21 protein-coding genes are annotated in these 21,477 nt (G+C 69.8%); 13 read left to right on the top strand and 8 right to left on the bottom strand.

Annotation, left to right across the window (positions count from 1 at the left end; translation table 11 throughout):
- The 3 genes from tpiA to P2L57_RS14855 all read left to right on the top strand — a co-directional run bounded on the left by tpiA (position 1) and on the right by P2L57_RS14855 (position 1,667).
- Positions 1 to 786: a triose-phosphate isomerase gene (tpiA, locus tag P2L57_RS14865; protein WP_275814108.1), complete on the top strand. Its 786-nt coding sequence runs from the start codon at positions 1 to 3 to the stop codon at positions 784 to 786.
- A 106-nt stretch (positions 787 to 892) separates the two neighbouring features.
- Entirely contained in the window at positions 893 to 1,129 is a 237-nt protein-coding gene (gene secG, locus P2L57_RS14860; RefSeq protein ID WP_275814105.1) for a preprotein translocase subunit SecG, read from the top strand.
- A 202-nt stretch (positions 1,130 to 1,331) separates the two neighbouring features.
- Entirely contained in the window at positions 1,332 to 1,667 is a 336-nt protein-coding gene (locus tag P2L57_RS14855; RefSeq protein ID WP_275814103.1) for an RNA polymerase-binding protein RbpA, read from the top strand.
- 67 nt (positions 1,668 to 1,734) lie between these two features.
- Here P2L57_RS14855 and pgl read toward each other — a convergent pair whose 3' ends face one another.
- The 5 genes from pgl to tkt are packed head-to-tail and all read right to left on the bottom strand — an operon-like array spanning position 1,735 to position 8,353.
- Positions 1,735 to 2,541: a 6-phosphogluconolactonase gene (gene pgl, locus P2L57_RS14850; protein WP_275814101.1), complete on the bottom strand. Its 807-nt coding sequence runs from the start codon at positions 2,539 to 2,541 to the stop codon at positions 1,735 to 1,737.
- Entirely contained in the window at positions 2,538 to 3,593 is a 1,056-nt protein-coding gene (gene opcA / locus P2L57_RS14845) for a glucose-6-phosphate dehydrogenase assembly protein OpcA (RefSeq protein WP_275814099.1), read from the bottom strand. The genes pgl and opcA overlap by 4 nt, the downstream gene beginning before the upstream one ends.
- Positions 3,590 to 5,116, bottom strand: a complete 1,527-nt coding sequence (gene zwf / locus P2L57_RS14840) for a glucose-6-phosphate dehydrogenase (RefSeq protein ID WP_372515711.1) — start codon at positions 5,114 to 5,116, stop codon at positions 3,590 to 3,592. Before zwf ends, opcA begins: the two co-directional genes overlap by 4 nt.
- A gap of 5 nt (positions 5,117 to 5,121) precedes the next feature.
- Positions 5,122 to 6,240, bottom strand: coding sequence for a transaldolase (gene tal, locus P2L57_RS14835; protein ID WP_275814093.1), 1,119 nt, complete (start codon positions 6,238 to 6,240; stop codon positions 5,122 to 5,124).
- Between the two features lie 34 nt (positions 6,241 to 6,274).
- Positions 6,275 to 8,353 carry a transketolase gene (gene tkt, locus P2L57_RS14830; RefSeq protein ID WP_275814089.1) on the bottom strand — a complete coding sequence of 693 codons (2,079 nt, stop codon included), beginning with the start codon at positions 8,351 to 8,353 and terminating at the stop codon, positions 6,275 to 6,277.
- A gap of 381 nt (positions 8,354 to 8,734) precedes the next feature.
- On the opposite strand from tkt, the gene P2L57_RS14825 reads away from it, so the two are divergent.
- The 4 genes from P2L57_RS14825 to P2L57_RS14810 all read left to right on the top strand — a co-directional run bounded on the left by P2L57_RS14825 (position 8,735) and on the right by P2L57_RS14810 (position 12,633).
- On the top strand, positions 8,735 to 9,679 hold the full coding sequence (locus tag P2L57_RS14825) for a heme o synthase (protein ID WP_275814086.1): 945 nt from the start codon (positions 8,735 to 8,737) through the stop codon (positions 9,677 to 9,679).
- A gap of 57 nt (positions 9,680 to 9,736) precedes the next feature.
- On the top strand, positions 9,737 to 10,078 hold the full coding sequence (locus P2L57_RS14820) for a hypothetical protein (RefSeq protein ID WP_275814083.1): 342 nt from the start codon (positions 9,737 to 9,739) through the stop codon (positions 10,076 to 10,078).
- 81 nt (positions 10,079 to 10,159) lie between these two features.
- The gene (locus tag P2L57_RS14815) at positions 10,160 to 11,521 is read left to right on the top strand and encodes a glutamine synthetase family protein (RefSeq protein ID WP_275814078.1); all 1,362 of its coding nucleotides are present in this window, start codon (positions 10,160 to 10,162) and stop codon (positions 11,519 to 11,521) included.
- A complete protein-coding gene (locus tag P2L57_RS14810; RefSeq protein WP_372515710.1) occupies positions 11,521 to 12,633 on the top strand; it encodes an amidohydrolase family protein in 1,113 nt (370 codons plus the stop codon). The genes P2L57_RS14815 and P2L57_RS14810 overlap by 1 nt, the downstream gene beginning before the upstream one ends.
- A gap of 6 nt (positions 12,634 to 12,639) precedes the next feature.
- On the opposite strand, the gene P2L57_RS14805 is transcribed toward P2L57_RS14810, so the two are convergent.
- The 3 genes from P2L57_RS14805 to P2L57_RS14795 all read right to left on the bottom strand — a co-directional run bounded on the left by P2L57_RS14805 (position 12,640) and on the right by P2L57_RS14795 (position 15,466).
- Positions 12,640 to 13,617 carry a COX15/CtaA family protein gene (locus P2L57_RS14805; protein ID WP_275814075.1) on the bottom strand — a complete coding sequence of 326 codons (978 nt, stop codon included), beginning with the start codon at positions 13,615 to 13,617 and terminating at the stop codon, positions 12,640 to 12,642.
- Between the two features lie 75 nt (positions 13,618 to 13,692).
- Positions 13,693 to 14,409, bottom strand: a complete 717-nt coding sequence (locus P2L57_RS14800) for an ABC transporter permease (protein WP_275814606.1) — start codon at positions 14,407 to 14,409, stop codon at positions 13,693 to 13,695.
- A 130-nt stretch (positions 14,410 to 14,539) separates the two neighbouring features.
- Entirely contained in the window at positions 14,540 to 15,466 is a 927-nt protein-coding gene (locus P2L57_RS14795) for an ABC transporter ATP-binding protein (protein WP_275814072.1), read from the bottom strand.
- Between the two features lie 160 nt (positions 15,467 to 15,626).
- Here P2L57_RS14795 and P2L57_RS14790 point away from each other — a divergent pair, with 160 nt between their 5' ends.
- From P2L57_RS14790 to P2L57_RS14765, 6 genes are read left to right on the top strand one after another with little or no spacing between them, the layout of a single operon-like run.
- Positions 15,627 to 16,472, top strand: a complete 846-nt coding sequence (locus P2L57_RS14790; protein WP_275814070.1) for a helix-turn-helix transcriptional regulator — start codon at positions 15,627 to 15,629, stop codon at positions 16,470 to 16,472.
- Positions 16,469 to 17,890 carry a Fe-S cluster assembly protein SufB gene (gene sufB, locus P2L57_RS14785; protein WP_275814068.1) on the top strand — a complete coding sequence of 474 codons (1,422 nt, stop codon included), beginning with the start codon at positions 16,469 to 16,471 and terminating at the stop codon, positions 17,888 to 17,890. Before P2L57_RS14790 ends, sufB begins: the two co-directional genes overlap by 4 nt.
- A gap of 56 nt (positions 17,891 to 17,946) precedes the next feature.
- Positions 17,947 to 19,116 carry a Fe-S cluster assembly protein SufD gene (gene sufD / locus P2L57_RS14780; RefSeq protein WP_275814066.1) on the top strand — a complete coding sequence of 390 codons (1,170 nt, stop codon included), beginning with the start codon at positions 17,947 to 17,949 and terminating at the stop codon, positions 19,114 to 19,116.
- The gene (locus tag P2L57_RS14775; protein WP_275814063.1) at positions 19,113 to 19,439 is read left to right on the top strand and encodes a bifunctional 3-phenylpropionate/cinnamic acid dioxygenase ferredoxin subunit; all 327 of its coding nucleotides are present in this window, start codon (positions 19,113 to 19,115) and stop codon (positions 19,437 to 19,439) included. Before sufD ends, P2L57_RS14775 begins: the two co-directional genes overlap by 4 nt.
- A 7-nt stretch (positions 19,440 to 19,446) precedes the next feature.
- Positions 19,447 to 20,211 carry a Fe-S cluster assembly ATPase SufC gene (gene sufC, locus P2L57_RS14770; RefSeq protein ID WP_275814060.1) on the top strand — a complete coding sequence of 255 codons (765 nt, stop codon included), beginning with the start codon at positions 19,447 to 19,449 and terminating at the stop codon, positions 20,209 to 20,211.
- A complete protein-coding gene (locus P2L57_RS14765) occupies positions 20,208 to 21,464 on the top strand; it encodes a cysteine desulfurase (RefSeq protein ID WP_275814057.1) in 1,257 nt (418 codons plus the stop codon). The genes sufC and P2L57_RS14765 overlap by 4 nt, the downstream gene beginning before the upstream one ends.
- The last annotated feature ends 13 nt before the right edge of the window (positions 21,465 to 21,477 follow it).

Genomic DNA, 21,477 nt, shown 5'->3' with positions numbered 1-21,477 from the left:
GTGAGCACTCGCACTCCGCTCATGGCGGGCAACTGGAAGATGAACCTCAACCACCTTGAGGCCATCGCACACGTCCAGAAGCTCGCCTTCGCCCTCGCGGACAAGGACTATGAGGCCGTCGAGGTCGCGGTCCTGCCCCCGTTCACCGACCTGCGGTCCGTGCAGACGCTGGTCGACGGTGACAAGCTGAAGATCAAGTACGGTGCGCAGGACCTGTCCGCGCACGACTCCGGCGCGTACACCGGTGAGATCTCCGGCGCCATGCTCGCCAAGCTCAAGTGCGCTTTCGTGGTCATCGGCCACAGCGAGCGCCGCCAGTACCACCGCGAGGACGACGAACTCGTCAACGCCAAGGTGAAGGCCGCGTACCGGCACGGGCTGACCCCGATCCTGTGCGTGGGCGAGGGCCTGGACGTCCGCAAGGCGGGCAACCAGGTCTCCCACACCCTCGGCCAGGTCGACGGCGCGTTGAAGGACATCCCGGCCGAGCAGGCCCGCACCATCGTCATCGCGTACGAGCCGGTGTGGGCGATCGGCACCGGTGAGGTCGCCACGCCCGAGGACGCGCAGGAGGTCTGCGGTGCGATCCGCGGCCGACTGGCCGAGCTGTACGGCCAGGAGGTGGCCGACGAGGTCCGCATCCAGTACGGCGGCTCGGTGAAGTCCGGCAACATCGCCGCGATCATGGCGCAGCCCGACGTGGACGGCGCGCTGGTCGGCGGTGCCTCGCTGGACGCCGAGGAGTTCGTCAAGATCGTCCGCTACCGTGACCAGGCAGTAGGCTGACGGACTCGTTCCGAAGTACCCTGTCGGGGACTGGGTCGGCAGCTCGCCGCCCGGTCCCCGAGCCCCTTCTACATCGTTCTACGTCCCCGAGAGAGTTGGTCCAGCCGTGGTCATCGGGTTCTCCATCGCCCTCATCGTCTTCAGCCTGCTGCTGATGCTGCTGGTCCTGATGCACAAGGGCAAGGGCGGCGGCCTCTCCGATATGTTCGGTGGCGGTATGCAGTCCTCCGTCGGCGGTTCCTCGGTGGCCGAGCGCAACCTCGACCGGATCACCGTCATCGTCGGCTTGCTGTGGTTCGCGTGCATTGTCGGGCTCGGCCTGGTGCTGAAGCTGCAGCACTGAACCGCCCGCGGCCGCTGGGGGACACAGCGCCCAGATCGTCCTACTCCCGCTCGTTCGGGCATAACTGACGCCTCGTCGCCTCGGCGGCTTATCATGGAACGACGTCCTCGCGGCGCCCGGCCATAGGCCTGCCACTGGACGAGACGTAAGGTCCCCGTAAACTGGACGACCTCGCAGCACCATCACGCAGGGAGTTACGACCGTGGCAAGTGGCAACGCGATCCGTGGTAGTCGGGTCGGAGCGGGGCCGATGGGGGAGGCAGAGCGCGGTGAGTCCGCGCCGCGTCTTCGCATCTCCTTCTGGTGCTCGAACGGGCACGAGACCCAGCCGAGCTTCGCCAGTGACGCGCAGATCCCGGACACCTGGGACTGCCCCCGCTGCGGCTTCCCGGCCGGGCAGGACGAGAACAGCCCGCCGGACCCGCCGCGCACCGAGCCGTACAAGACCCACCTGGCCTATGTACGGGAGCGGCGCAGCGACGCGGACGGTGAGGCGATCCTCGCCGAAGCGCTCGCGAAGCTCCGCGGCGAGATCTGACACAGAAGGGGTCCGGGGGGTGATACCCCCCGGACCCCTTCTCTTCGGGCTCGTCCTCCGGCAGAAGTCAGGCGGAAGCCGGCGGGTAGAGCTGCTTGGGCAGTTGGGCCGCGGCGGCCCGGTCCAGTAGCCACAGCGTCCTGCTGCTGCCGTACGCCCCGGCGGCCGGGGCCTGGATCTCGCCCGCGCCCGACAGGGCGATCGCCGCCGCGTTCGCCTTGTCCTCACCGGCCGCCAGCAGCCACACCTCACGCGCCGCCCGGATCGCCGGAAGCGTCAGCGAGATACGGGTCGGCGGCGGCTTGGGCGCACCGCGCACCCCGATGACGGTCCGCTCGGTCTCCCGTACGCCCGGGTGCTCCGGAAAGAGCGACGCGACATGGGTGTCGGGGCCGACGCCCAGCATCAGCACGTCGAACGCCGGCACCGGGCCGCCCCCGGCGCCAGCCGGTGGTGATGCGATCTGCGGGCCCGCCGCCGTGGCCAACTCCTCGGCGTACGCCTCCGCGGCGGCGTCCACGTCGTTGCCGAACAGGCCGTCTGAGGCGGGCATCGGGTGCACCCTGGCCGGGTCCAGCGGGACGGCGTCGAGCAGCGCCGCACGGGCCTGGGTGACATTGCGGTCCGGGTCGCCCTCCGGCAGGAACCGTTCGTCGCCCCACCACAGGTCGAGCCGCGACCAGTCCACCGCGTCCCGCGCCGGGGCCCCGGCGAGCGCCGCCAGCAGCGCGTTGCCGTTGCGCCCGCCGGTGAGCACCAGGCTGGCCGAGCCGCGAGCGGCCTGGGCGTCCACGACCTTCGTGATCACCCGGGCCGCCGCGGCCTGCGCCATCAGATCCTTGTCGCGGTGCACCACGACCTGAGGCGTGGTCACTTCGACTTCCCCGCGGCCGAGCCGGCCGCCTTCTTGGCCGTAGCCGCGCTCTTCTTGGCGGGCGCGGCGGCCTTCTGCTCGTCCTCGTCCGGCAGCGGCCGGGTCGCCGAATCCTCCTGCGACCGGTCGAACTTCAGTCGCTCCACGCCGAACTGCACAGCGGACTTGTAGATCTCGTCCGGGTCGAGACGGCGCAGCTCCTCGGCGATCAGCTCGGCGGTCTCCCGCCGCTTGAGCGCCACATGGCGGTCCGGCTGACCGGGCATCGCCAGCTCCGCCAGCGCGCCGTCGGCGCGGTCCAGGGAGATGGCACCGTCCGCGGTGTCCAGCCGTACGGCGGTCAGCCCAGGACCGTCCGAGACCTTGCGCGCGACCGGCACCTTCAGCCGATCGGCGAGCCACATGCCGAGCAGCTCGGTGCTCGGGTTGTACGGCTCGCCCTCGACCTCCGCTGCGCTGATGGCCGAGTGCCTCTGGTCCAGCGCGGCGGCCAGCATGCTGCGCCACGGGGTGATCCGGGTCCAGGCCAGATCGGTGTCGCCGGGGGAGTAGGAACCGGCGCGCACCCCCAGCGCGCCGACCGGGTCCTCGGCCGACGCGGCGTCGGTGATCCGGCGCTGGGCCAGCTTGCCCAGCGGGTCCTCCGCGGGCTTCTCCGGCGCCTCCTCCGGCCACCACACCACGACCGGCGCGTCCGGCAGCAGCAGCGGCAGGACCACCGCCTCGGCGTGGTTGGCCAGCTCGCCGTGCAGCCGCAGCAGTACGGTCTCGCCGGTGCCCGCGTCGGAGCCCACCCGGACCTCGGCGTCCAACCGGGACTTGGCACGGTCCCGCGGGGTGCGGCCCGGCCGCTTGATGACGACCAGGGTGCGCGACGGGTGCTCGCGGGAGGCGTCCCCCGCGGCCTTGAGAGCGTCGTAGGCGTTGCCCTCGTCGGTGACAATGACCAGGGTGAGCACCATGCCGACCGCCGGGGTGCCGATCGCCCGGCGGGCTTCGATGAGGCCCGCGTTGATCTTCGACGAGGTGGTGTTGGTGAGATCGATCTTCATGGCCGGCGCCAGCTCCTGCCGTCTCGTGCGAGCATCTCGTCCGCCTCCACCGGTCCCCAGGTTCCGGCGGGGTACTGGGCGGGCCTGCCGTGCTTCTCCCAGTGCTCCTCGATCGGGTCGAGGATCATCCAGGAGAGCTCGACCTCCTGGTGGCGCGGGAAGAGGTTGGCGTCGCCGAGCAGGACGTCCAGCAGCAGGCGCTCGTACGCCTCCGGGCTGGACTCGGTGAAGGACTCGCCGTAAGCGAAGTCCATCGTCACGTCGCGGACCTCCATCGAGGTGCCCGGCACCTTGGAGCCGAACCGCACCGTGATGCCCTCGTCCGGCTGGACCCGGATGACCAGCGCGTTCTGCCCGAGCTCCTCGGTGGCGCCGGACTCGAACGGAAGGTAGGGCGCCCGCTTGAAGACCACCGCGATCTCGGTGACCCGGCGGCCGAGCCGCTTGCCGGTGCGCAGGTAGAACGGGACGCCCGCCCAGCGGCGGTTGTTGATGGTCAGCTTGATGGCGGCGTAGGTGTCGGTCTTCGACTTGGGGTCGATGCCCTCTTCCTCCAGATAGCCGAGCACCTCCTCGCCACCCTGCCAGGCGTGCGCGTACTGGCCGCGCACGGTGTACCTGCCCAGGTCCTCCGGCAGCTCGACGGCGCTGAGCACCTTCAGCTTCTCGGTCACCAGCGCCTTGGGGTGGAAGGAGCCGGGCTCCTCCATCGCGGTCAGCGCCAGCAGCTGCAGCAGGTGGTTCTGGATGACGTCACGGGCCGCGCCGATGCCGTCGTAGTACCCGGCCCGGCCGCCGATGCCGATGTCCTCGGCCATGGTGATCTGCACGTGGTCGACGTACGACCGGTTCCAGATCGGCTCGAACATCGTGTTGGCGAAACGCAGCGCCAGGATGTTCTGGACCGTCTCCTTGCCCAGGTAGTGGTCGATCCGGAAGACGTCGACCGGTTCGAAGACCTCGTGGACGACCCGGTTGAGCTCCTGGGCACTGGCCAGATCGTGGCCGAACGGCTTCTCGATGACCGCGCGCCGCCAGGAGTCGCCCTGGCCCTGGGACAGTCCGTGCTTCTTGAGCTGCTGGACGACCTTGGGGAAGAACTTCGGCGGTACGGAGAGGTAGAAGGCGAAGTTGCCGCCGGTACCGCGCGCCTTGTCCAGCTCGTCGATGGTGGCGCGCAGCGCCTCGAAGGAGTTGTCGTCGTCGAACTCACCGGGTACGAACCGGAAGCCCTCCGCGAGCTGCTGCCAGACCTCCTCGCGGAACGGGGTCCGGGCGTGCTCCTTGACCGCGTCGTGTACGACCTGGGCGAAGTCCTCGTCCTCCCAGTCGCGGCGGGCGAAGCCGACGAGCGAGAAGCCCGGCGGCAGCAATCCGCGGTTGGCGAGGTCGTAGACCGCGGGCATCAGCTTCTTACGCGACAGATCGCCTGTGACGCCGAAGATGACCAGGCCGGACGGCCCCGCGATGCGCGGGAGCCGCCGGTCCTGGGGGTCACGCAGCGGATTGCTGCTGGTGCTCACTTTTCTCACGCCTCCGAAGGGGTGAGACGGTTGAGCTCCGCCTCGGTGGACTTGAGCAGGTCGTTCCAGGACGCCTCGAACTTCTCCACGCCCTCGTCCTCGAGCAGCTGGACCACGTCGTCGTAGGAGATGCCGAGCGCCTCCAGCGCGTCGAGGTCGGCCTTGGCCTGCTCGTAGGTGCCCTGGATCGTGTCGCCGGTGATCTCGCCATGGTCGGCGGTGGCCAGCAGGGTCGCCTCCGGCATGGTGTTGACCGTGTTGGGGGCGACCAGCTCGGTCACGTACAGGGTGTCCGGGTACGCCGGGTCCTTGACGCCGGTCGAGGCCCACAGCGGACGCTGCTTGTTCGCACCTGCGTTCTCCAGCGCCTCCCAGCGCTCGCCGGAGAACACCTCCTCGTACGCCTGGTAGGCGAGCCGGGCGTTGGCCAGTGCCGCCTTGCCGCGCAGCGCCTTGGCCTCGTCGGTGCCGATCTTGTCCAGGCGCTTGTCGATCTCGGTGTCCACCCGGGACACGAAGAACGAGGCGACGGAACGGATCTTGGACAGGTCCTGCCCGGCGGCCTTGGCCTTCTCCAGACCGGCCAGGTAGGCGTCCATGACCTCGCGGTACCGCTCCAGGGAGAAGATCAGCGTGACGTTGACGCTGATGCCCCGGCCGATGACCTCGGTGATCGCGGGCAGGCCCGCCTTGGTCGCCGGGATCTTGATGAGTGTGTTCGGCCGGTCCACCAGCCACGCCAGCTGCTTGGCCTCGGCGATCGTCGGCCGGGTCTGGTGCGCCAGCCGCGGGTCGACCTCGATGGACACCCGGCCGTCCTGGCCGTCGGTGGCGTCGAAGACCGGGCGCAGGATGTCGGCGGCGTCGCGGACGTCCGCCGTGGTGATCATGCGGATGGCCTCGTCGACGGTGACCCTGCGGGCGGCGAGGTCGGCGAGCTGCTCCTCGTAGCCGTCGCCCCCGGAGATCGCCTTCTGGAAGATGGACGGGTTGGTGGTGACACCGACGACATGGCTGGCGTCGATCAGCTCGGCGAGGTTGCCGGAGGTGATCCGCTTGCGCGACAGGTCGTCCAGCCAGATCGCGACGCCTTCGTCGGAGAGGCGCTTGAGTGCGTCTGTCATAGGTCTTGCATCTCCTCGTAAGGTCGTTGAGAGATCAGCGGTTCGCGGCGGCGATGGAGTCGCGGGCGGCGTCGACGACGGCGTCGGAGGTGATCCCGAACTCCCGGTACAGCACCTTGTAGTCGGCGGAGGCGCCGAAGTGCTCCAGGCTGACGATCCGTCCGTCGGCACCGACGAACCTGTGCCAGGTCAGGCCGATGCCGGCCTCAACCGCCACCCGCGCCTTGACGTTGGGCGGCAGCACGTGGTCGCGGTACGCCTGGTCCTGCTCCTCGAACCACTCCACCGACGGCATCGAGACCACCCGGGTCGGGATGCCCTCGGCCTGCAGCACCGCGCGGGCCTCGACCGCCAGCTGGACCTCGGAACCGGTGCCGATCAGGACGACCTGCGCCTGCCCGCCCTCGGCGTCGAGCAGGACGTAACCGCCCTTGGCCGCGTCCTCGTTGGCCTCGTAGGTCGGGACGTTCTGCCGGGTCAGCGCCAGGCCGTGCGGGGCCGGCTTGGCGGAGTGGCGGCGCAGGATCTCGCGCCAGGCGATCGTGGTCTCGTTGGCGTCGGCCGGGCGGACCATGTTCAGCCCGGGGATGGCGCGCAGCGCGGCCATCTGCTCGACCGGCTGGTGGGTCGGGCCGTCCTCGCCGAGGCCGATGGAGTCGTGCGTCCACACGTAGGTGACCGGCAGCTTCATCAGCGCGGCCAGCCGGACGGCCGGGCGCATGTAGTCGGAGAAGACCAGGAAAGTGCCGCCGTAGACACGGGTGTTGCCGTGCAGCGCGATGCCGTTCATGGTCGAGCCCATGGCGTGCTCGCGGATGCCGAAGTGCACGGTACGGCCGTACGGGCTGGCCTCCGGCAGCGGGTTGTCCGCCGGGAGGAAGGACGACGAGGCGTCGATGGTGGTGTTGTTGGAGCCGGCCAAGTCGGCCGAGCCGCCCCACAGTTCGGGGATCACCGTGCCCAGCGCCTTGAGCACCTCACCGGAGGCCTTGCGGGTCGCGACCGCCTTGCCGGGGGCGAAGGACGGCAGCGACTGCTCCCAGCCGGAGGGCAGTTCGCCCGCGGCGATGCGGTCGAACTCGGCGGCGCGCTCGGGGTTGGCGGTGCGCCACTCCTCGAACCGCTTGCTCCAGTTGCTGTGCGCCTCGCGACCGCGGTCGGCGACCGCACGGGCGTGCGCCAGCACCTCGGGGGTGACCTCGAAGTGCTTCTCGGGGTCGAAGCCCAGCACCCGCTTGGTGGCGGCGACCTCCTCGTCGCCGAGCGCGGAGCCGTGCGCGGCGGCGGTGTTCTGGGCGTCCGGGGCCGGCCAGGCGATGATGGTACGGGCGACGATCAGCGAGGGGCGCTCGGTCTCGGCCTGAGCCGCCTTCAGCGCCTGGTACAGCGTGTGGACGTCGATGTCGCCGTCGGCGGACTGCGCGACGTGCTGCACGTGCCAGCCGTACGCCTCGTAGCGCTTGGCGACGTCCTCGCTGAAGGCCGTCTCGGTGTCGCCCTCGATGGAGATGTGGTTGTCGTCGTAGAGCGCGACCAGGTTGCCGAGCTTCTGGTGGCCGGCGAGCGAGGACGCCTCCGCGGAGACGCCCTCTTCCAGGTCACCGTCGGAGACGATGGCCCAGATCGTGTGGTCGAAGGGGGACTCGCCCGCCGGGGCCTCCGGGTCGAACAGGCCGCGCTCGTAGCGGGCGGCCATCGCCATGCCGACCGCGTTGGCGATGCCCTGGCCGAGCGGACCGGTGGTGGTCTCGACGCCCGCGGTGTGGCCGTGCTCGGGGTGGCCCGGGGTACGCGAGCCCCAGGTGCGGAAGGCCTTCAGGTCGTCGAGTTCGAGGCCGTAACCCGACAGGTAGAGCTGGATGTAGAGGGTCAGGCTGGTGTGACCGCAGGACAGGACGAACCGGTCACGGCCCGTCCAGTCGGGGTCGGCGGGGTCGTGCCGCATCAGCTTCTGGAACAGCAGGTAGGCGGCGGGTGCCAGGCTCATGGCCGTGCCCGGATGGCCGTTTCCGACCTTCTGGACGGAGTCCATGGCCAGAACCCGGGCGGTGTCTACTGCCCGCTTGTCCAGATCGGTCCAGTCGAGGTCTGCGGTGGTCGGCTGCGTGCTCACCCTGGGTCAGGGCTCCTCTCCACATGTCTGCAACGCCAGTCAGCCCTTGCGGCCACCGGCGATTTCGAGCCTACCCTTGTGCGGGCAGGCGTTCGGCTACGTCTCAGGCAACGAGAGTCCCACTTTGTTCATTCCCGGTACATATTCTGTCCCGTCGGTTCAAGCCTGGTTCATCGGGGGCCGTTCCGCCCGGCGGAGTGCGCAGAACGGCGCTGTGAATGTCACCTTCGAAGCCGCGCCGGCCCCCGCCCGTCAACACGGGTGCCCCCCGCGGCAGGTCATGTAACAGCAACGTCTAGAGTGGCGTGGTACGCGCAGGGACTTACCCGGTCTTCACAACTGGGAGGGCCTTGCTGGTCTTTCTTCCTCTCAGAGGTGTTCGTGACGGCCGTCGAAACCCGACCCCCAGGGGTCGTCGGGACGAGCCCTGGGCACCGGCCGTTCGGGGCCCGGGTCAAGGCGTTCGTGGAGCTGACCAAGCCGCGCATCATCGAGCTGCTGCTGATCACCACGGTGCCGGTGATGTTCCTGGCCGCGAACGGCGTCCCGGACATGTGGCTGGTGCTGACGACGATGGTCGGCGGCTACATGTCGGCGGGCGGTGCGAACGCCCTCAACATGTACATCGACCGCGACATCGACGCGCTGATGCACCGCACCGAGCAGCGTCCGCTGGTCACCGGCATGGTCTCGCCGCGCGAGTGCCTGGTCTTCGGCATCTCCCTCTCGGTGATCTCGACCGCCTGGTTCGGCTTCCTTGTCAACTGGCTTTCCGCCGCACTGTCGCTCACGGCCATCCTCTACTACGTCTTCGTCTACACGCTGGGTCTGAAACGTCGCACCACGCAGAACATCGTGTGGGGCGGCGTCGCCGGCTGTATGCAGGTGTTCATCGGCTGGTCCGCGGTCCGTAACGAGCTCGCCTGGCCGCCGTTCGTCCTCTTCCTGGTCCTGTTCTTCTGGACGCCGCCGCACTACTGGCCGCTGTCGATGAAGGTCAAGGACGACTACGCGCGGGTGGGCGTGCCCATGCTGCCGGTGGTCGCGGGCAACCTCGTCGTCGCCAAGCAGATCGTCATCTACAGCTGGGTGATGGTGCTGGTCTCGCTGACCCTGTGGTGGCCGCTGGGTGCCACGGGCTGGCTGTACCCGGCGGCGGCGGCGCTGCTCGGCGGCTTCTGGCTGCAGGAGGCGCACGCGCTGTACTCCCGGGCGAAGAAGGGCGTGACCGGCCCCAAGCTGAAGGAAATGCGGCTGTTCCACTGGTCGATCACCTACGCGACGCTGCTGTTCGTGGTGGTCGCCGTGGACCCCTTCGTGCGCTGAGACACCCTTTTCCGGTCGCTCTTCCGCCATTAATTACTCGCGGGTAGCATTGTGTTCATGGCAGAGACCGAGGCCCCGCACAGCACGCCCGACGCCCGCGCCGAGCGCCGCGCACACAAACTCGCCCAGCAGATCGGCGCCTTCGCGCGCGCCCACGGCGGCAGCGCCGAAGGCCAGATCGCCTACATCGGCGAGATCGGCACCCGCATCGTCCTGGTCGGCGAGGACGGCGAGTGGGGCGACCTGGTGGCCCCCTCGTACGACATCGCCAAGCGTGCGGTCGAACTGTCCGATATCACCGTTCATGAGGACTTCGACGGCGAGTTCGCGGCCAAGGTCCGTACCGGTCCTTACGAGTGGGCGCGAATGGCCGGAATTCAGGTGGGGGGACGAAAGTAGCCTGACACCCACCCGTCCCGTTAGCACCATGGACACGGTCCGACGCATTGATCGCGAACCGAGCCTGGACGAGGGAGCTGCATGGGCGCGCGGGAAGTACGGGAACAACGGCACCGGCTCGCGCGCCAGGAGGCGGCGCGGCTCGGTGCCGAGGGCATTCACGCGGTCGCCCTCAGCTGGGTGGACACCGCGGGAGTGACCCGGGTGAAGGCCGTACCGACCAACCGCCTCGCGCACGCCGTACGCCATGGCGTCGGCATGTCACCGGTCTTCGACGTCTACACCTCCGATGACGCCATCGCCGCGGTCCCCGAACTCGGCCTGGGCAGCCCCGACGGCGATCTACGGCTCATCCCCGACCTCGACCGTCTCACCGTCCTTGCCGCGCAACCCGGTTGGGCCTGGGCCCCGGTCGACCGCTACGACCAGGAGGGCGCCCCGCACCCGGTGTGCGCGAGGCTGTTCGCCCGTCGGATGATGGCGCAGGCCGAGGCGCGCGGGCTGCGGGCGCGCATGGGGTTCGAGACGGAATGGGTGGCCATGCGGCCGGGTGAGCCGCCCACACCGGTCACCACGGCGCCCGCCTACGGGATGACGCGGATCGTCGAACTCTCCGACTACGTGCGCGACATCGTCGAGGCGCTCGCCGCCGAGAACCTGGACCTGCTGCAGATCCATCCCGAGTACACCCCGGGCCAGTTCGAGATCTCCACCGCCAGCGCCGATCCGCTGCGCGCCGCCGACGAGCTGATCCTGGCCCGCGAGACGGTACGGGCGGTCACCGCGCGGCACGGGCTGCGCGCCTCCTTCGCCCCCATCGTCATGGCGGGCCAGGTGGGCAACGGCTGCCATCTGCACCTGAGCCTGCAGCGGGGCGGCGAGGACCTCTTCCGGGGCGGCCCGGGACGATATGGGCTGACCAGCACCGCCGAGGCCTTCCTCGCCGGAGTGCTGGACGCGCTCCCGGCCCTGATGGCGATCGGCGCGCCATCGCCCGCCAGCTATCTGCGGCAGGTCCCCTCGCACTGGGCGGGCGTCTTCCAGTGCTGGGGGCTGGAGAACCGGGAGGCCGCGCTCCGGCTGGTCCCCGGCCCGCCGGACGAGTCCGGCAGCGCCAACGCCGAGGTCAAGTGCTTTGACGCGGCCGCCAATCCGTACCTGGTGGTGGGCGCGGTGATCGCCGCCGGGCTGCACGGCATCGACGCGGGCCTGACACTGCCCGATCCGGTGCAGGGCGACCCCGCCGTCAGCGCGCCCGACACGCCCAGGCTGCCGGAGACGCTGACCGAGGCGGCGGACCGCTTCGCGGAGTACGAGCCGTTGCGTACGGCGCTGGGCGCGCCGGCACACGGCGCGGTGCTCGCCGTACGCAGGGCGGAGGCGCGGCAGTTCGCCGGCCACGGCCCGGAAGAGATCGCCTCGGCCATCCGCTGGCGCTACTGATGCCCGAACTGCCGCCACTGCCACCACTGGTCGACCAGCACTGCCACGGGGTGGTCCGCCGCGACCTCGGCCTGGGCTCGTTCGAGCCGTACCTCACCGAGGCGCACGCGCCCGCCGCGCGCGGCACCACGTACTTCGACACCCAGACCGGGTTCGCCGTACGCCGCTGGTGCCCGCCGCTGCTCGGCCTGGAACCGCACTGCCCGCCCGCGCACTACCTCGCCCGCCGCCGTGAGCTGGGCGCGTACGAGGCGACCCGGCTGCTGCTGCGCGGCACCGGTATCGGAACGTTCCTGGTGGACACCGGGCTGCCCGGCGATCTGACGGAACCGGCCGAACTCGCCGCGGCGGCAGGGGGATCGGGGCAGGAGATCGTCCGACTGGAAACCCTGGCGGAGCAGGTCGCCGACACCTCCGGCACCGCCGCCGCCTTCGTCGCCAACCTCGCCGAGGCGGTACACACCGCGGCGCGGGCGGCCGTCGGTTTCAAGTCAATCGCCGCCTACCGGCACGGCCTGTCGCTGACCCCCGATCCGCCGGGCCCCGCCGAGGTGCGCCGGGCCGCCGAGGAGTGGCTCGCCGCCCGGCGCACCGGCGACCGGGTCAGCGACCCGGTACTTCTGCGGCACCTGCTGTGGACCGCGGTCGCCACCGGGCTGCCGCTGCAACTGCACACCGGGTTCGGCGATCCCGACCTGCGACTCGACCAGGCCGATCCGGCGCTGCTCACCGACTTCGTACGGGCGACGGACGGCCTCGGTACGGATCTGGTGCTGCTGCACGGATATCCGTACCACCGGCAGGCCGCCTATCTGGCGAACGTCTTCCCGCATGTGTACGCGGACGTCGGGCTGGCCCTCACGCACACCGGCGCACGAGCGGCGGCGGTGCTCGCGGAGACGCTGGAACTCGCGCCCTTCGGCAAGCTGCTGTTCTCCACGGACGCCTACGGGTTGCCGGAGCTGTACGTGGTCGGCGCCCGGCTGTTCACCGACGCGCTGGAACGGCTGCTCGGCGGGTGGGTCGAGGAGGGCGCATGGTCCGCCGAGGACGCCGGACGGGTCGCCGCGATGCTCGCGGCGGGGAACGCCCTGCGGGTGTACCGGTTGTGAGATCGGTCAGACGGCGGCCGGAACGGCAGAGTCCTGCGCCGGGACCGCGGCGGTGCCCGCTACCTCGTACGACCGCTCGCGCAGCGCCAGCGCCACCCGCAGCACCGCGATCCACACCAGGCATGAACCGAGCATGTGGATGCCCACCACGATCTCCGGCAGATGCGTCGCGTACTGGACGTAACCCACCACACCCTGCGACATCAGCACCGCGAACAGCTCAACCACCCGCCGCCGGGCGGTGGTTGGGCCGTCGACCGCGCGCAGTACGAACCACATCGCGACCGTCAGTCCGATGACGACGTAGACGAAGTCGACGTGCAGCTGGGTGATCTCCCGCCAGTCGACCGGGATGCGGTGCACCGTGTGCGCGTCGCCCGCGTGCGGACCGGCGCCGGTGACCACCGTGCCGATCACGATCAGCAAGCCCGCCGCGCTGACCAGCAGCCAGGCCAACTGCCGTACCGGGCGCGCCACCAGATCGCGGGCCGGGCCGTCGCCCTCGCGGGCCCGCTGCCACATCAGCACGGCGACGGTCAGCAGCGCGGTCGCCGACAGGAAGTGGGCGCCGACGGTGTACGGGTTCAGGCCGGTCAGTACGACGATGCCGCCGAGCACCGCGTTGCTCATGACGAGCCAGAACTGCGCCCAGCCGAGCCTGGTCAGGCTGCGCCGCCAGGGGGTGCGGGCCCGGGCGGCGACGATCGCGAGGCCGACGAAGACGCACAGCACGTCGGTCAGCATGCGGTTGCTGAACTCGATGATTCCGTGCAGGCCCATCGCCTTCGTCGGCGTCAGGCTCTGCGCGGTGCAGGTCGGCCAGGTCGAGCAGCCGAGACCGGAGTCGGTCAGCCGCACCGCACCGCCGGTGACCACGATGATCACGGCCATCACCACGGTCGCCAGCGCGGCCCGCTCCACGAACTTGGCGGAGGGCTGCCAGCGCTCGGCGATGAGCGCGAAGGGATTGAGCGATTTCGGCACCCGCCTATCGTAGGCGGGCGCTTGTGCATTCCTTCACGAGGGTCCCGGCATGCCTTGGGCAGGGTCCCGGCAGGGTCACTCCCAGCGGAAGAAGCGCGCCGCCGCGCCCAGTCCCAGCACCGCCCACACCGTGAGGATCCCCAGGTCCGACCAGGGCATCGCGGCCCCGTGCTGCAGCACGCCGCGCAGCCCGCCCGACAGCGCGGAGATCGGCAGCAGGTCCAGCGCGGAACGCACAACGCCGGGGAACTTGTCGAGCGGGACGATCACACCCCCGCCGACCAGCAGCAGCAGGAAGACCAGATTGGCGGCGGCCAGCGTCGCCTCCGCCTTGAGCGTTCCGGCCATCAGCAGCCCGAGCCCGGAGAACGCCGCCGTGCCGAGCACCAGCAGCAGGACCACGGCCACGGGACTGCCCTGCGGCGACCAGCCCAGCGCCAGCGCGATCACCGTCAGCAGCACGATCTGCAGGATCTCGGTGACCAGTACGGAACCGGTCTTCGCGGTCATCAGCGCCCAGCGCGGCAGCGGCGACGCGCCGAGCCGCTTCAGTACCCCGTACCGCCGCTCGAAGCCGGTCGCGATGGCCTGGCCGGTGAAGGCCGTGGACATGACCGCGAGTGCCAGCAGACCGGGAGCGAGGAAGTCCACGCGCTTGCCGCTGCCCGTGTCGATGATCGGCACGGCGCTGAACAGCACCAGCAGCACTGTCGGGATCACGATGGTCAGCAGCAGCTGCTCACCGTTGCGCAGCAGCATCCGCGTCTCCAGCGCGGTCTGCGCGCCGATCATGCGGGGGAGCGGGGCCGCGCCCGGCGCCGGGGTGAAGGTGGTCACGAGCGCGGTTCCTTTCCCGTCAGCTCCAGGCTGCGTTCTTCCCGGGGGCAACCCCCGGACCCCCGGCCGGGTCGTACGTACCCCATCACGAGCGCAGTTCCTTTCCCGTCAGCTCCAAGAAGACGTCCTCCAGCGTGCGGCGCTCGACCGCTATCCGGTCCGGCAGCACGCCGTGCTGGGCGCACCAGGAGGTGACGGTGGCCAGCATCTGCGGGTCGACCTTGCCCGCCACCCGGTAGTTGCCGGGGGTCAGCTCGGCCGCCGCGCTGTCCGAGGGCAGCGCCTTGAGCAGGGACAGCAGGTCGAGGCCCGGCCGTCCGGAGAAGCGCAGGGTGTCCTCGGCGCCGCCTCGGCACAGCTCCTCGGGGGTGCCCTGGGCGATCACCTTGCCGCCGTCGACGATCACCACATCGTCGGCGAGCTGTTCGGCCTCGTCCATGAAGTGCGTGGTCAGTACCGTCGTCACCCCGTCCGCGCGCAGCTCCCGCACCAGGTCCCAGGTGGCTCGGCGGGCCTGCGGGTCGAGGCCCGCGGTCGGTTCGTCGAGGAAGACCAGTTCGGGGCGGCCGACCACGGCCATGGCGAGCGCGAGCCGCTGCTGCTGCCCGCCGGACAGTCGCCGGTAGGGGGTGCGGCCGCACGAGCCGAGGCCCAGCCGCTCGATGAGGAGCGCCGGGTAGATCGGGTCGGCGTGCAGCTTCGCGGTGTGCCGCAGCATCTCCTCGGCGCGGGCGCCCGGATAGACGCCGCCGGACTGGAGCATCACGCCGATGCGGGGCCGTAGCTGAGCCGACTGGGTGACCGGGTCGAGGCCGAGGACCCGCACCGTTCCCGCGTCGGGACGGCGGTATCCCTCGCAGGTCTCGATCGTGGTGGTCTTTCCTGCGCCGTTCGGTCCCAGGACCGCGGTGAGGGAGCCGCGCGCGACGGACAGTTCGAGCCCGTCCACCGCGGCCTTGGCCCCGTACCGCTTCACCAGGCCGACGACCTCGACCGCGGGGGTGCTCTGCATGAGCCCGAGTGTAGGGAGCCGCGGGGCGCCGTCAGCACGGGGTTCGGAAAGTCTGCCTTACGTGGACGGAAAATGAGGTTTGCCTTACGTGATGGACCTAACCGGGGCGTGATCCATTCGGCGCTTGTCGTTGTGAGGGGAATTACGCAACAATGGCGTTGTGAAATACACGGGCAAGGTAGCGCAGAAGAAGGCGACCGCCGCTGCGGCCGCCGTCTCCGCTGTGCCCGTGACCGAGGGCAGCGAGGCCGAGTCACACCGCGGCACCCGTAACCGGGTCGCCCGCTCCATCCTCGACCACGGCCCGTCCACCGCGGCCGACCTCGCCGAACGGCTTGAGCTCACCCCCGCGGCGGTCCGCCGTCACCTCGACGCCCTGGTCGCCGAGGGCATCGTCGAGCCCCGTGAGCAGCGGGTCTACGGATCACGCTCGCGCGGCCGCCCCGCGAAGGTCTTCGCGCTCACCGACTGCGGCCGGGACGCGTTCTACCAGGCGTACGACCAGCTCGCCGCCGACGCGATGCGCTGGATCGCGCAGAGCGCGGGCGACGAGGCGGCCGGCAATGCGGCGGTGGCCGCGTTCGCCCGGGCCCGCGCCGCGGGCCAGGCGGAGCGGTACCGCGCCGAGGTCGAGTCGGCGGCGCCCGAGGACCGCGCCAGGGCACTCGCCAAGGCGTTGACCGAGGACGGGTACGCTGCTACCACGCGCAGTGCGCACGCCTCCGCAGGGGGCACCTCCACGCCGCCAGGCGTAGGGGGCGAGCAGCTCTGCCAGCACCACTGCCCGGTGGCTCACACCGCCGAACAGTTCCCGCAGCTGTGCGAGGCGGAGGCCGAGGTCTTCTCCCGCCTGCTCGGAACCCATGTGCAGCGTCTGGCCACCATCGCCCACGGCGACGGTGTGTGCACGACGTTCATTCCGAAAGCACCGCAAACCCACCAGTCCGACAGCGCACCTGCGTCCGCACCCGCATCTGTCAGCAAGTCCGGGAGGAACCCCGCATGACTGCTCCCACGGAGACCACTCACCCGGAGCTCGAAGGCCTGGGCACCTACGAGTACGGCTGGGCCGACTCCGACGTGGCGGGCGCCTCCGCCCGGCGCGGTCTGTCCGACGAGGTCGTCCGCGACATCTCGGCGAAGAAGAACGAGCCGGAGTGGATGCTGAAGCTGCGACTCAAGGGTCTGAAGCTGTTCGAGAAGAAGCCCATGCCCACCTGGGGCTCCGACCTGTCGGGCATCGACTTCGACAACATCAAGTACTTCGTGCGCTCCACCGAGAAGCAGGCGGAGTCCTGGGAGGACCTGCCCGAGGACATCAAGAACACCTACGACAAGCTGGGCATCCCCGAGGCGGAGAAGCAGCGCCTGGTCGCGGGTGTCGCCGCCCAGTACGAGTCGGAGGTCGTCTACCACCAGATCCGCGAGGACCTGGAGGAGCAGGGCGTCATCTTCCTGGACACCGACACCGCGCTCAAGGAGCACCCGGAGCTGTTCAAGGAGTACTTCGGCACCGTCATCCCCGCCGGTGACAACAAGTTCGCCTCGCTGAACACCGCGGTGTGGTCCGGTGGATCGTTCATCTACGTGCCGAAGGGCGTGCACGTGGAGATCCCGCTGCAGGCCTACTTCCGGATCAACACCGAGAACATGGGCCAGTTCGAGCGGACGCTGATCATCGTCGACGAGGACGCCTACGTCCACTACGTCGAGGGCTGCACCGCGCCGATCTACAAGTCGGACTCGCTGCACAGCGCGGTCGTGGAGATCATCGTCAAGAAGGGCGGCCGCTGCCGCTACACGACCATCCAGAACTGGTCGAACAACGTCTACAACCTGGTCACCAAGCGCGCCGTCGCCTACGAGGGCGCGACCATGGAGTGGGTCGACGGCAACATCGGCTCCAAGGTGACGATGAAGTACCCGGCCGTCTACCTGATGGGTGAGCACGCCAAGGGCGAGACGCTGTCCATCGCCTTCGCGGGTGAGGGCCAGCACCAGGACGCGGGCGCCAAGATGGTCCACATGGCGCCGAACACCTCGTCCAACATCGTCTCGAAGTCCGTGGCGCGCGGCGGCGGCCGTACCTCGTACCGCGGCCTGATCGAGATCGGCGAGGGCGCCGGCGGCGCCAAGTCCAACGTGCTGTGCGACGCGCTGCTGGTCGACACCATCTCGCGGTCCGACACCTACCCGTACGTGGACGTGCGCGAGGACGACGTCTCGATGGGTCACGAGGCGACCGTCTCGAAGGTCAGCGAGGACCAGCTGTTCTACCTGATGAGCCGCGGCCTGAGCGAGACCGAGGCGATGGCGATGATCGTCCGTGGCTTCGTGGAGCCCATCGCGCGCGAGCTGCCGATGGAGTACGCGCTGGAGCTCAACCGGCTGATCGAGCTGCAGATGGAGGGCGCGGTCGGCTGACCCCGCCCCACCGACTGCAGCGACGACGTTCTTACGAGAGAGAGCACAAATCAGCCATGGCTGAAACCATCCCGGCCGGCAGCACCACCGACGGTGCGATTCAGGTAGGCCAGCCCGCCGATGCGCGGGTCAGCGCCGCCCCGTCCTACGACGTGGCCGACTTCCCCGTGCCGCACGGCCGTGAGGAGGAGTGGCGCTTCACCCCGCTGGAGCGGTTGCGCGGTCTGCACGACGGCACCGCGGAGGCGACCGGCGGCCTGCGGGTCGAGGTGACCGCCCCCGAGGGCGTCACCGTCGAGACCGTGGACCGCACCGACCCGCGCCTCGGCAAGGCGGGCAAGCCGGTCGACCGGGTGGCGGCCCAGGCGTACAGCTCCTTCGAGAAGGCCTCGGTCGTCTCGATCGCCAAGGACGCGGTGCTGACCGAGCCGGTGCGCATCTCCGTGCACGGCGAGGGCGGCGTCGCCTACGGCCACCAGGTGGTCGAGGTCGGCGCGTTCGCCGAGGCCGTCGTGGTCATCGACCACACCGGCGACGCCACGCTGGCCGCCAACGTCGAGTACGTGATCGGGGACGGCGCCAAGCTCACCGTCGTCTCGGTCCAGGACTGGGACCGTCCGGCCGTGCACGTCGCCCAGCACACCGCGCTGGTCGGCCGGGACGCCAGCTTCAAGTCGGTGATCGTCACCTTCGGCGGCGACCTGGTCCGGCTGCACCCGCGGGTCATCTACGGCGGCCCCGGCGGTGAGGCCGAGCTGTACGGCCTGTACTTCACCGACAACGGCCAGCACCAGGAGCACCGGCTCTTCATCGACCACGACACCCCGCACTGCCGCTCCAACGTCGCCTACAAGGGCGCGCTGCAGGGCAAGGACGCGCACGCGGTGTGGATCGGCGACGTGCTCATCCGCGCCGTCGCCGTGGGCACCGACACCTACGAGCTCAACCGGAACCTCGTCCTCACCGACGGTGCCCGGGTCGACTCGGTGCCCAACCTGGAGATCGAGACCGGCGAGATCGTCGGCGCCGGCCACGCCTCGGCGACCGGCCGCTTCGACGACGAGCAGCTGTTCTACCTGATGGCCCGCGGCATCCCGCACGACGAGGCCCGTCGCCTGGTGGTGCGCGGCTTCTTCGCCGAGCTGCTCCAGCACATCGGCCTGCCGGACATCGAGGAGCGGCTGCTGGCGAAGATCGAGCAGGAGCTGGAGGCGTCCGTCGCATGACCGCCAATGGCTACGTCCGCGTGTGCGCGCTGAGCGAGCTCGAAGAGGACACGCCCAAGCGCGTCGAGATCGGTGACACGCCGGTGTCCATCGTCCGCACCGAGGGCGAGGTGTTCGCGATCAACGACACCTGCTCGCACGCGAACGTCTCGCTGTCCGAGGGCGAGGTGGAGGACTGCCAGATCGAGTGCTGGCTGCACGGCTCCAGCTTCGACCTGCGCACCGGAAAGCCGTCCGGGCTGCCCGCAACCCGGCCCGTCCCCGTATACCCCGTCAAGATCGAAGGGGACGACGTGCTCGTCTCCGTCACCCAGGAGTCCTGAGGCACCCATGGCAACGCTTGAGATCCACGACCTGCACGTCTCCGTCGAGGCCGAGAACGGCCCCCGCGAGATCCTGCGCGGTGTCGACCTGACCGTGAAGCAGGGCGAGACGCACGCCATCATGGGCCCCAACGGCTCCGGCAAGTCCACCCTGGCGTACTCGCTGGCCGGGCACCCCAAGTACACGGTCACCGGCGGCACCGTCAGCCTCGACGGCGAGGACGTCCTCGCGATGTCCGTCGACGAGCGGGCGCGGGCCGGTGTCTTCCTCGCCATGCAGTACCCGGTCGAGGTCCCCGGTGTCTCGGTCTCCAACTTCCTGCGCACCTCGGCCACCGCCGTGCGCGGTGAGGCCCCGAAGCTGCGTACCTGGGTGAAGGAGGTCAAGGAGGCCATGGAGGGTCTCCAGATGGACCCGTCCTTCGCCGAGCGCAACGTCAACGAGGGCTTCTCCGGTGGTGAGAAGAAGCGCCACGAGATCCTCCAGCTCGAACTGCTCAAGCCGAAGATCGCGATCCTGGACGAGACCGACTCCGGTCTCGACGTCGACGCGCTGCGCGTCGTCTCCGAGGGCGTCAACCGGGTCCGTGAGTCCGGCCAGGTCGGCACCCTGCTGATCACCCACTACACGCGCATTCTGCGCTACATCAAGCCCGACTATGTCCACGTCTTCGCCAAGGGCAGGATCGTCGAGTCCGGCGGCGCCGAACTGGCGGACAAGCTGGAGAACGAGGGCTACGAGGCATACGTGAAGGGCGGCGCATCAGAGTGATTTCACTGCCGGGCCTCCTCGACACCGAGGCGATCCGCAAGGACTTCCCCATCCTGGACCGCACGGTCCACGACGGTAAGAAGATCGTGTACCTGGACAACGCGGCGACCTCGCAGAAGCCGCGCCAGGTGCTGGACGTCTTGAACGAGTACTACGAGCGCCACAACTCCAATGTCCACCGCGGCGTGCACGTACTCGCCGAGGAGGCCACGGCCGGGTACGAGGGCGCCCGCGACAAGGTCGCCGCGTTCATCAACGCGCCGAGCCGCGACGAGGTGATCTTCACCAAGAACGCCTCCGAGTCGCTCAACCTCGTTGCCAACATGCTGGGTTGGGCCGATGAGCCGTACCGGGTGGACCGTGGCACCGAGATCGTCATCACGGAGATGGAGCACCACTCCAACATCGTTCCGTGGCAGCTGCTCTCGCAGCGCACCGGCGCGAAGCTGAAGTGGTTCGGCCTCACCGACGACGGCCGTCTCGACCTGTCCAACATCGACCAGGTCATCACCGAGAAGACCAAGGTCGTCTCGTTCGTGCTGGTCTCCAACATCCTGGGCACCATCAACCCGGTGGAGGAGATCGTCCGCCGGGCCCAGGAGGTCGGCGCGCTGGTCGTCATCGACGCCTCGCAGGCCGCGCCGCACATGGCGCTGGACGTGCAGGCGCTGCAGGCCGACTTCGTGGCCTTCACCGGCCACAAGATGTGCGCCCCGACCGGCATCGGCGTGCTGTGGGGCCGCCAGGAGCTGCTGGAGGACCTGCCGCCGTTCCTGGGCGGCGGCGAGATGATCGAGACCGTCTCGATGCACTCGTCCACGTACGCTCCCGCGCCGCACAAGTTCGAGGCCGGTACGCCGCCGATCGCCCAGGCGATCGGGCTCGGTGCGGCGGTGGACTACCTGACCGGCATCGGCATGGACAACATCCAGGCCCATGAGCATGCCATCACCGAGTACGCGGTGCGGCGGCTGCTGGAGGTCCCGGACCTGCGCATCATCGGCCCGACCACGGCCGAGGACCGCGGCGCGGCGATCTCGTTCACCCTCGGCGACATCCACCCGCACGATGTCGGCCAGGTGCTCGACGAGCAGGGCATCGCGGTACGCGTCGGCCACCACTGCGCACGGCCGGTCTGCCTGCGCTACGGAATTCCTGCGACCACGCGAGCGTCGTTCTATCTGTACTCCACCCCGGCCGAGGTTGACGCCCTGGTCGACGGGCTGGAGCACGTTCGGAACTTCTTCGGCTGACGAGGGTGCTGAC

This window comes from Streptantibioticus ferralitis (assembly GCF_029223525.1).
In the GTDB taxonomy this organism is placed as follows: domain Bacteria; phylum Actinomycetota; class Actinomycetes; order Streptomycetales; family Streptomycetaceae; genus Streptantibioticus_A; species Streptantibioticus_A ferralitis.
The sequence above is the reverse complement of the archived record's forward strand: the minus strand, read 5'-3'. Positions and strand labels throughout refer to the sequence as shown.

Excerpts from the sequence above, each read along its gene's own strand:
- tal (WP_275814093.1), bottom strand. The coding sequence starts at position 6,240 with ATGACAGACGCACTCAAGCGCCTCTCCGACGAAGGCGTCGCGATCTGG.
- P2L57_RS14810 (WP_372515710.1), top strand. The coding sequence starts at position 11,521 with ATGCCCGAACTGCCGCCACTGCCACCACTGGTCGACCAGCACTGCCAC.
- P2L57_RS14795 (WP_275814072.1), bottom strand. The coding sequence starts at position 15,466 with ATGCAGAGCACCCCCGCGGTCGAGGTCGTCGGCCTGGTGAAGCGGTAC.
- P2L57_RS14815 (WP_275814078.1), top strand. The coding sequence starts at position 10,160 with ATGGGCGCGCGGGAAGTACGGGAACAACGGCACCGGCTCGCGCGCCAG.
- P2L57_RS14800 (WP_275814606.1), bottom strand. The coding sequence starts at position 14,409 with ATGATCGGCGCGCAGACCGCGCTGGAGACGCGGATGCTGCTGCGCAAC.
- sufB (WP_275814068.1), top strand. The coding sequence starts at position 16,469 with ATGACTGCTCCCACGGAGACCACTCACCCGGAGCTCGAAGGCCTGGGC.
- P2L57_RS14820 (WP_275814083.1), top strand. The coding sequence starts at position 9,737 with ATGGCAGAGACCGAGGCCCCGCACAGCACGCCCGACGCCCGCGCCGAG.
- opcA (WP_275814099.1), bottom strand. The coding sequence starts at position 3,593 with ATGAAGATCGATCTCACCAACACCACCTCGTCGAAGATCAACGCGGGC.
- P2L57_RS14775 (WP_275814063.1), top strand. The coding sequence starts at position 19,113 with ATGACCGCCAATGGCTACGTCCGCGTGTGCGCGCTGAGCGAGCTCGAA.
- sufC (WP_275814060.1), top strand. The coding sequence starts at position 19,447 with ATGGCAACGCTTGAGATCCACGACCTGCACGTCTCCGTCGAGGCCGAG.
- sufD (WP_275814066.1), top strand. The coding sequence starts at position 17,947 with ATGGCTGAAACCATCCCGGCCGGCAGCACCACCGACGGTGCGATTCAG.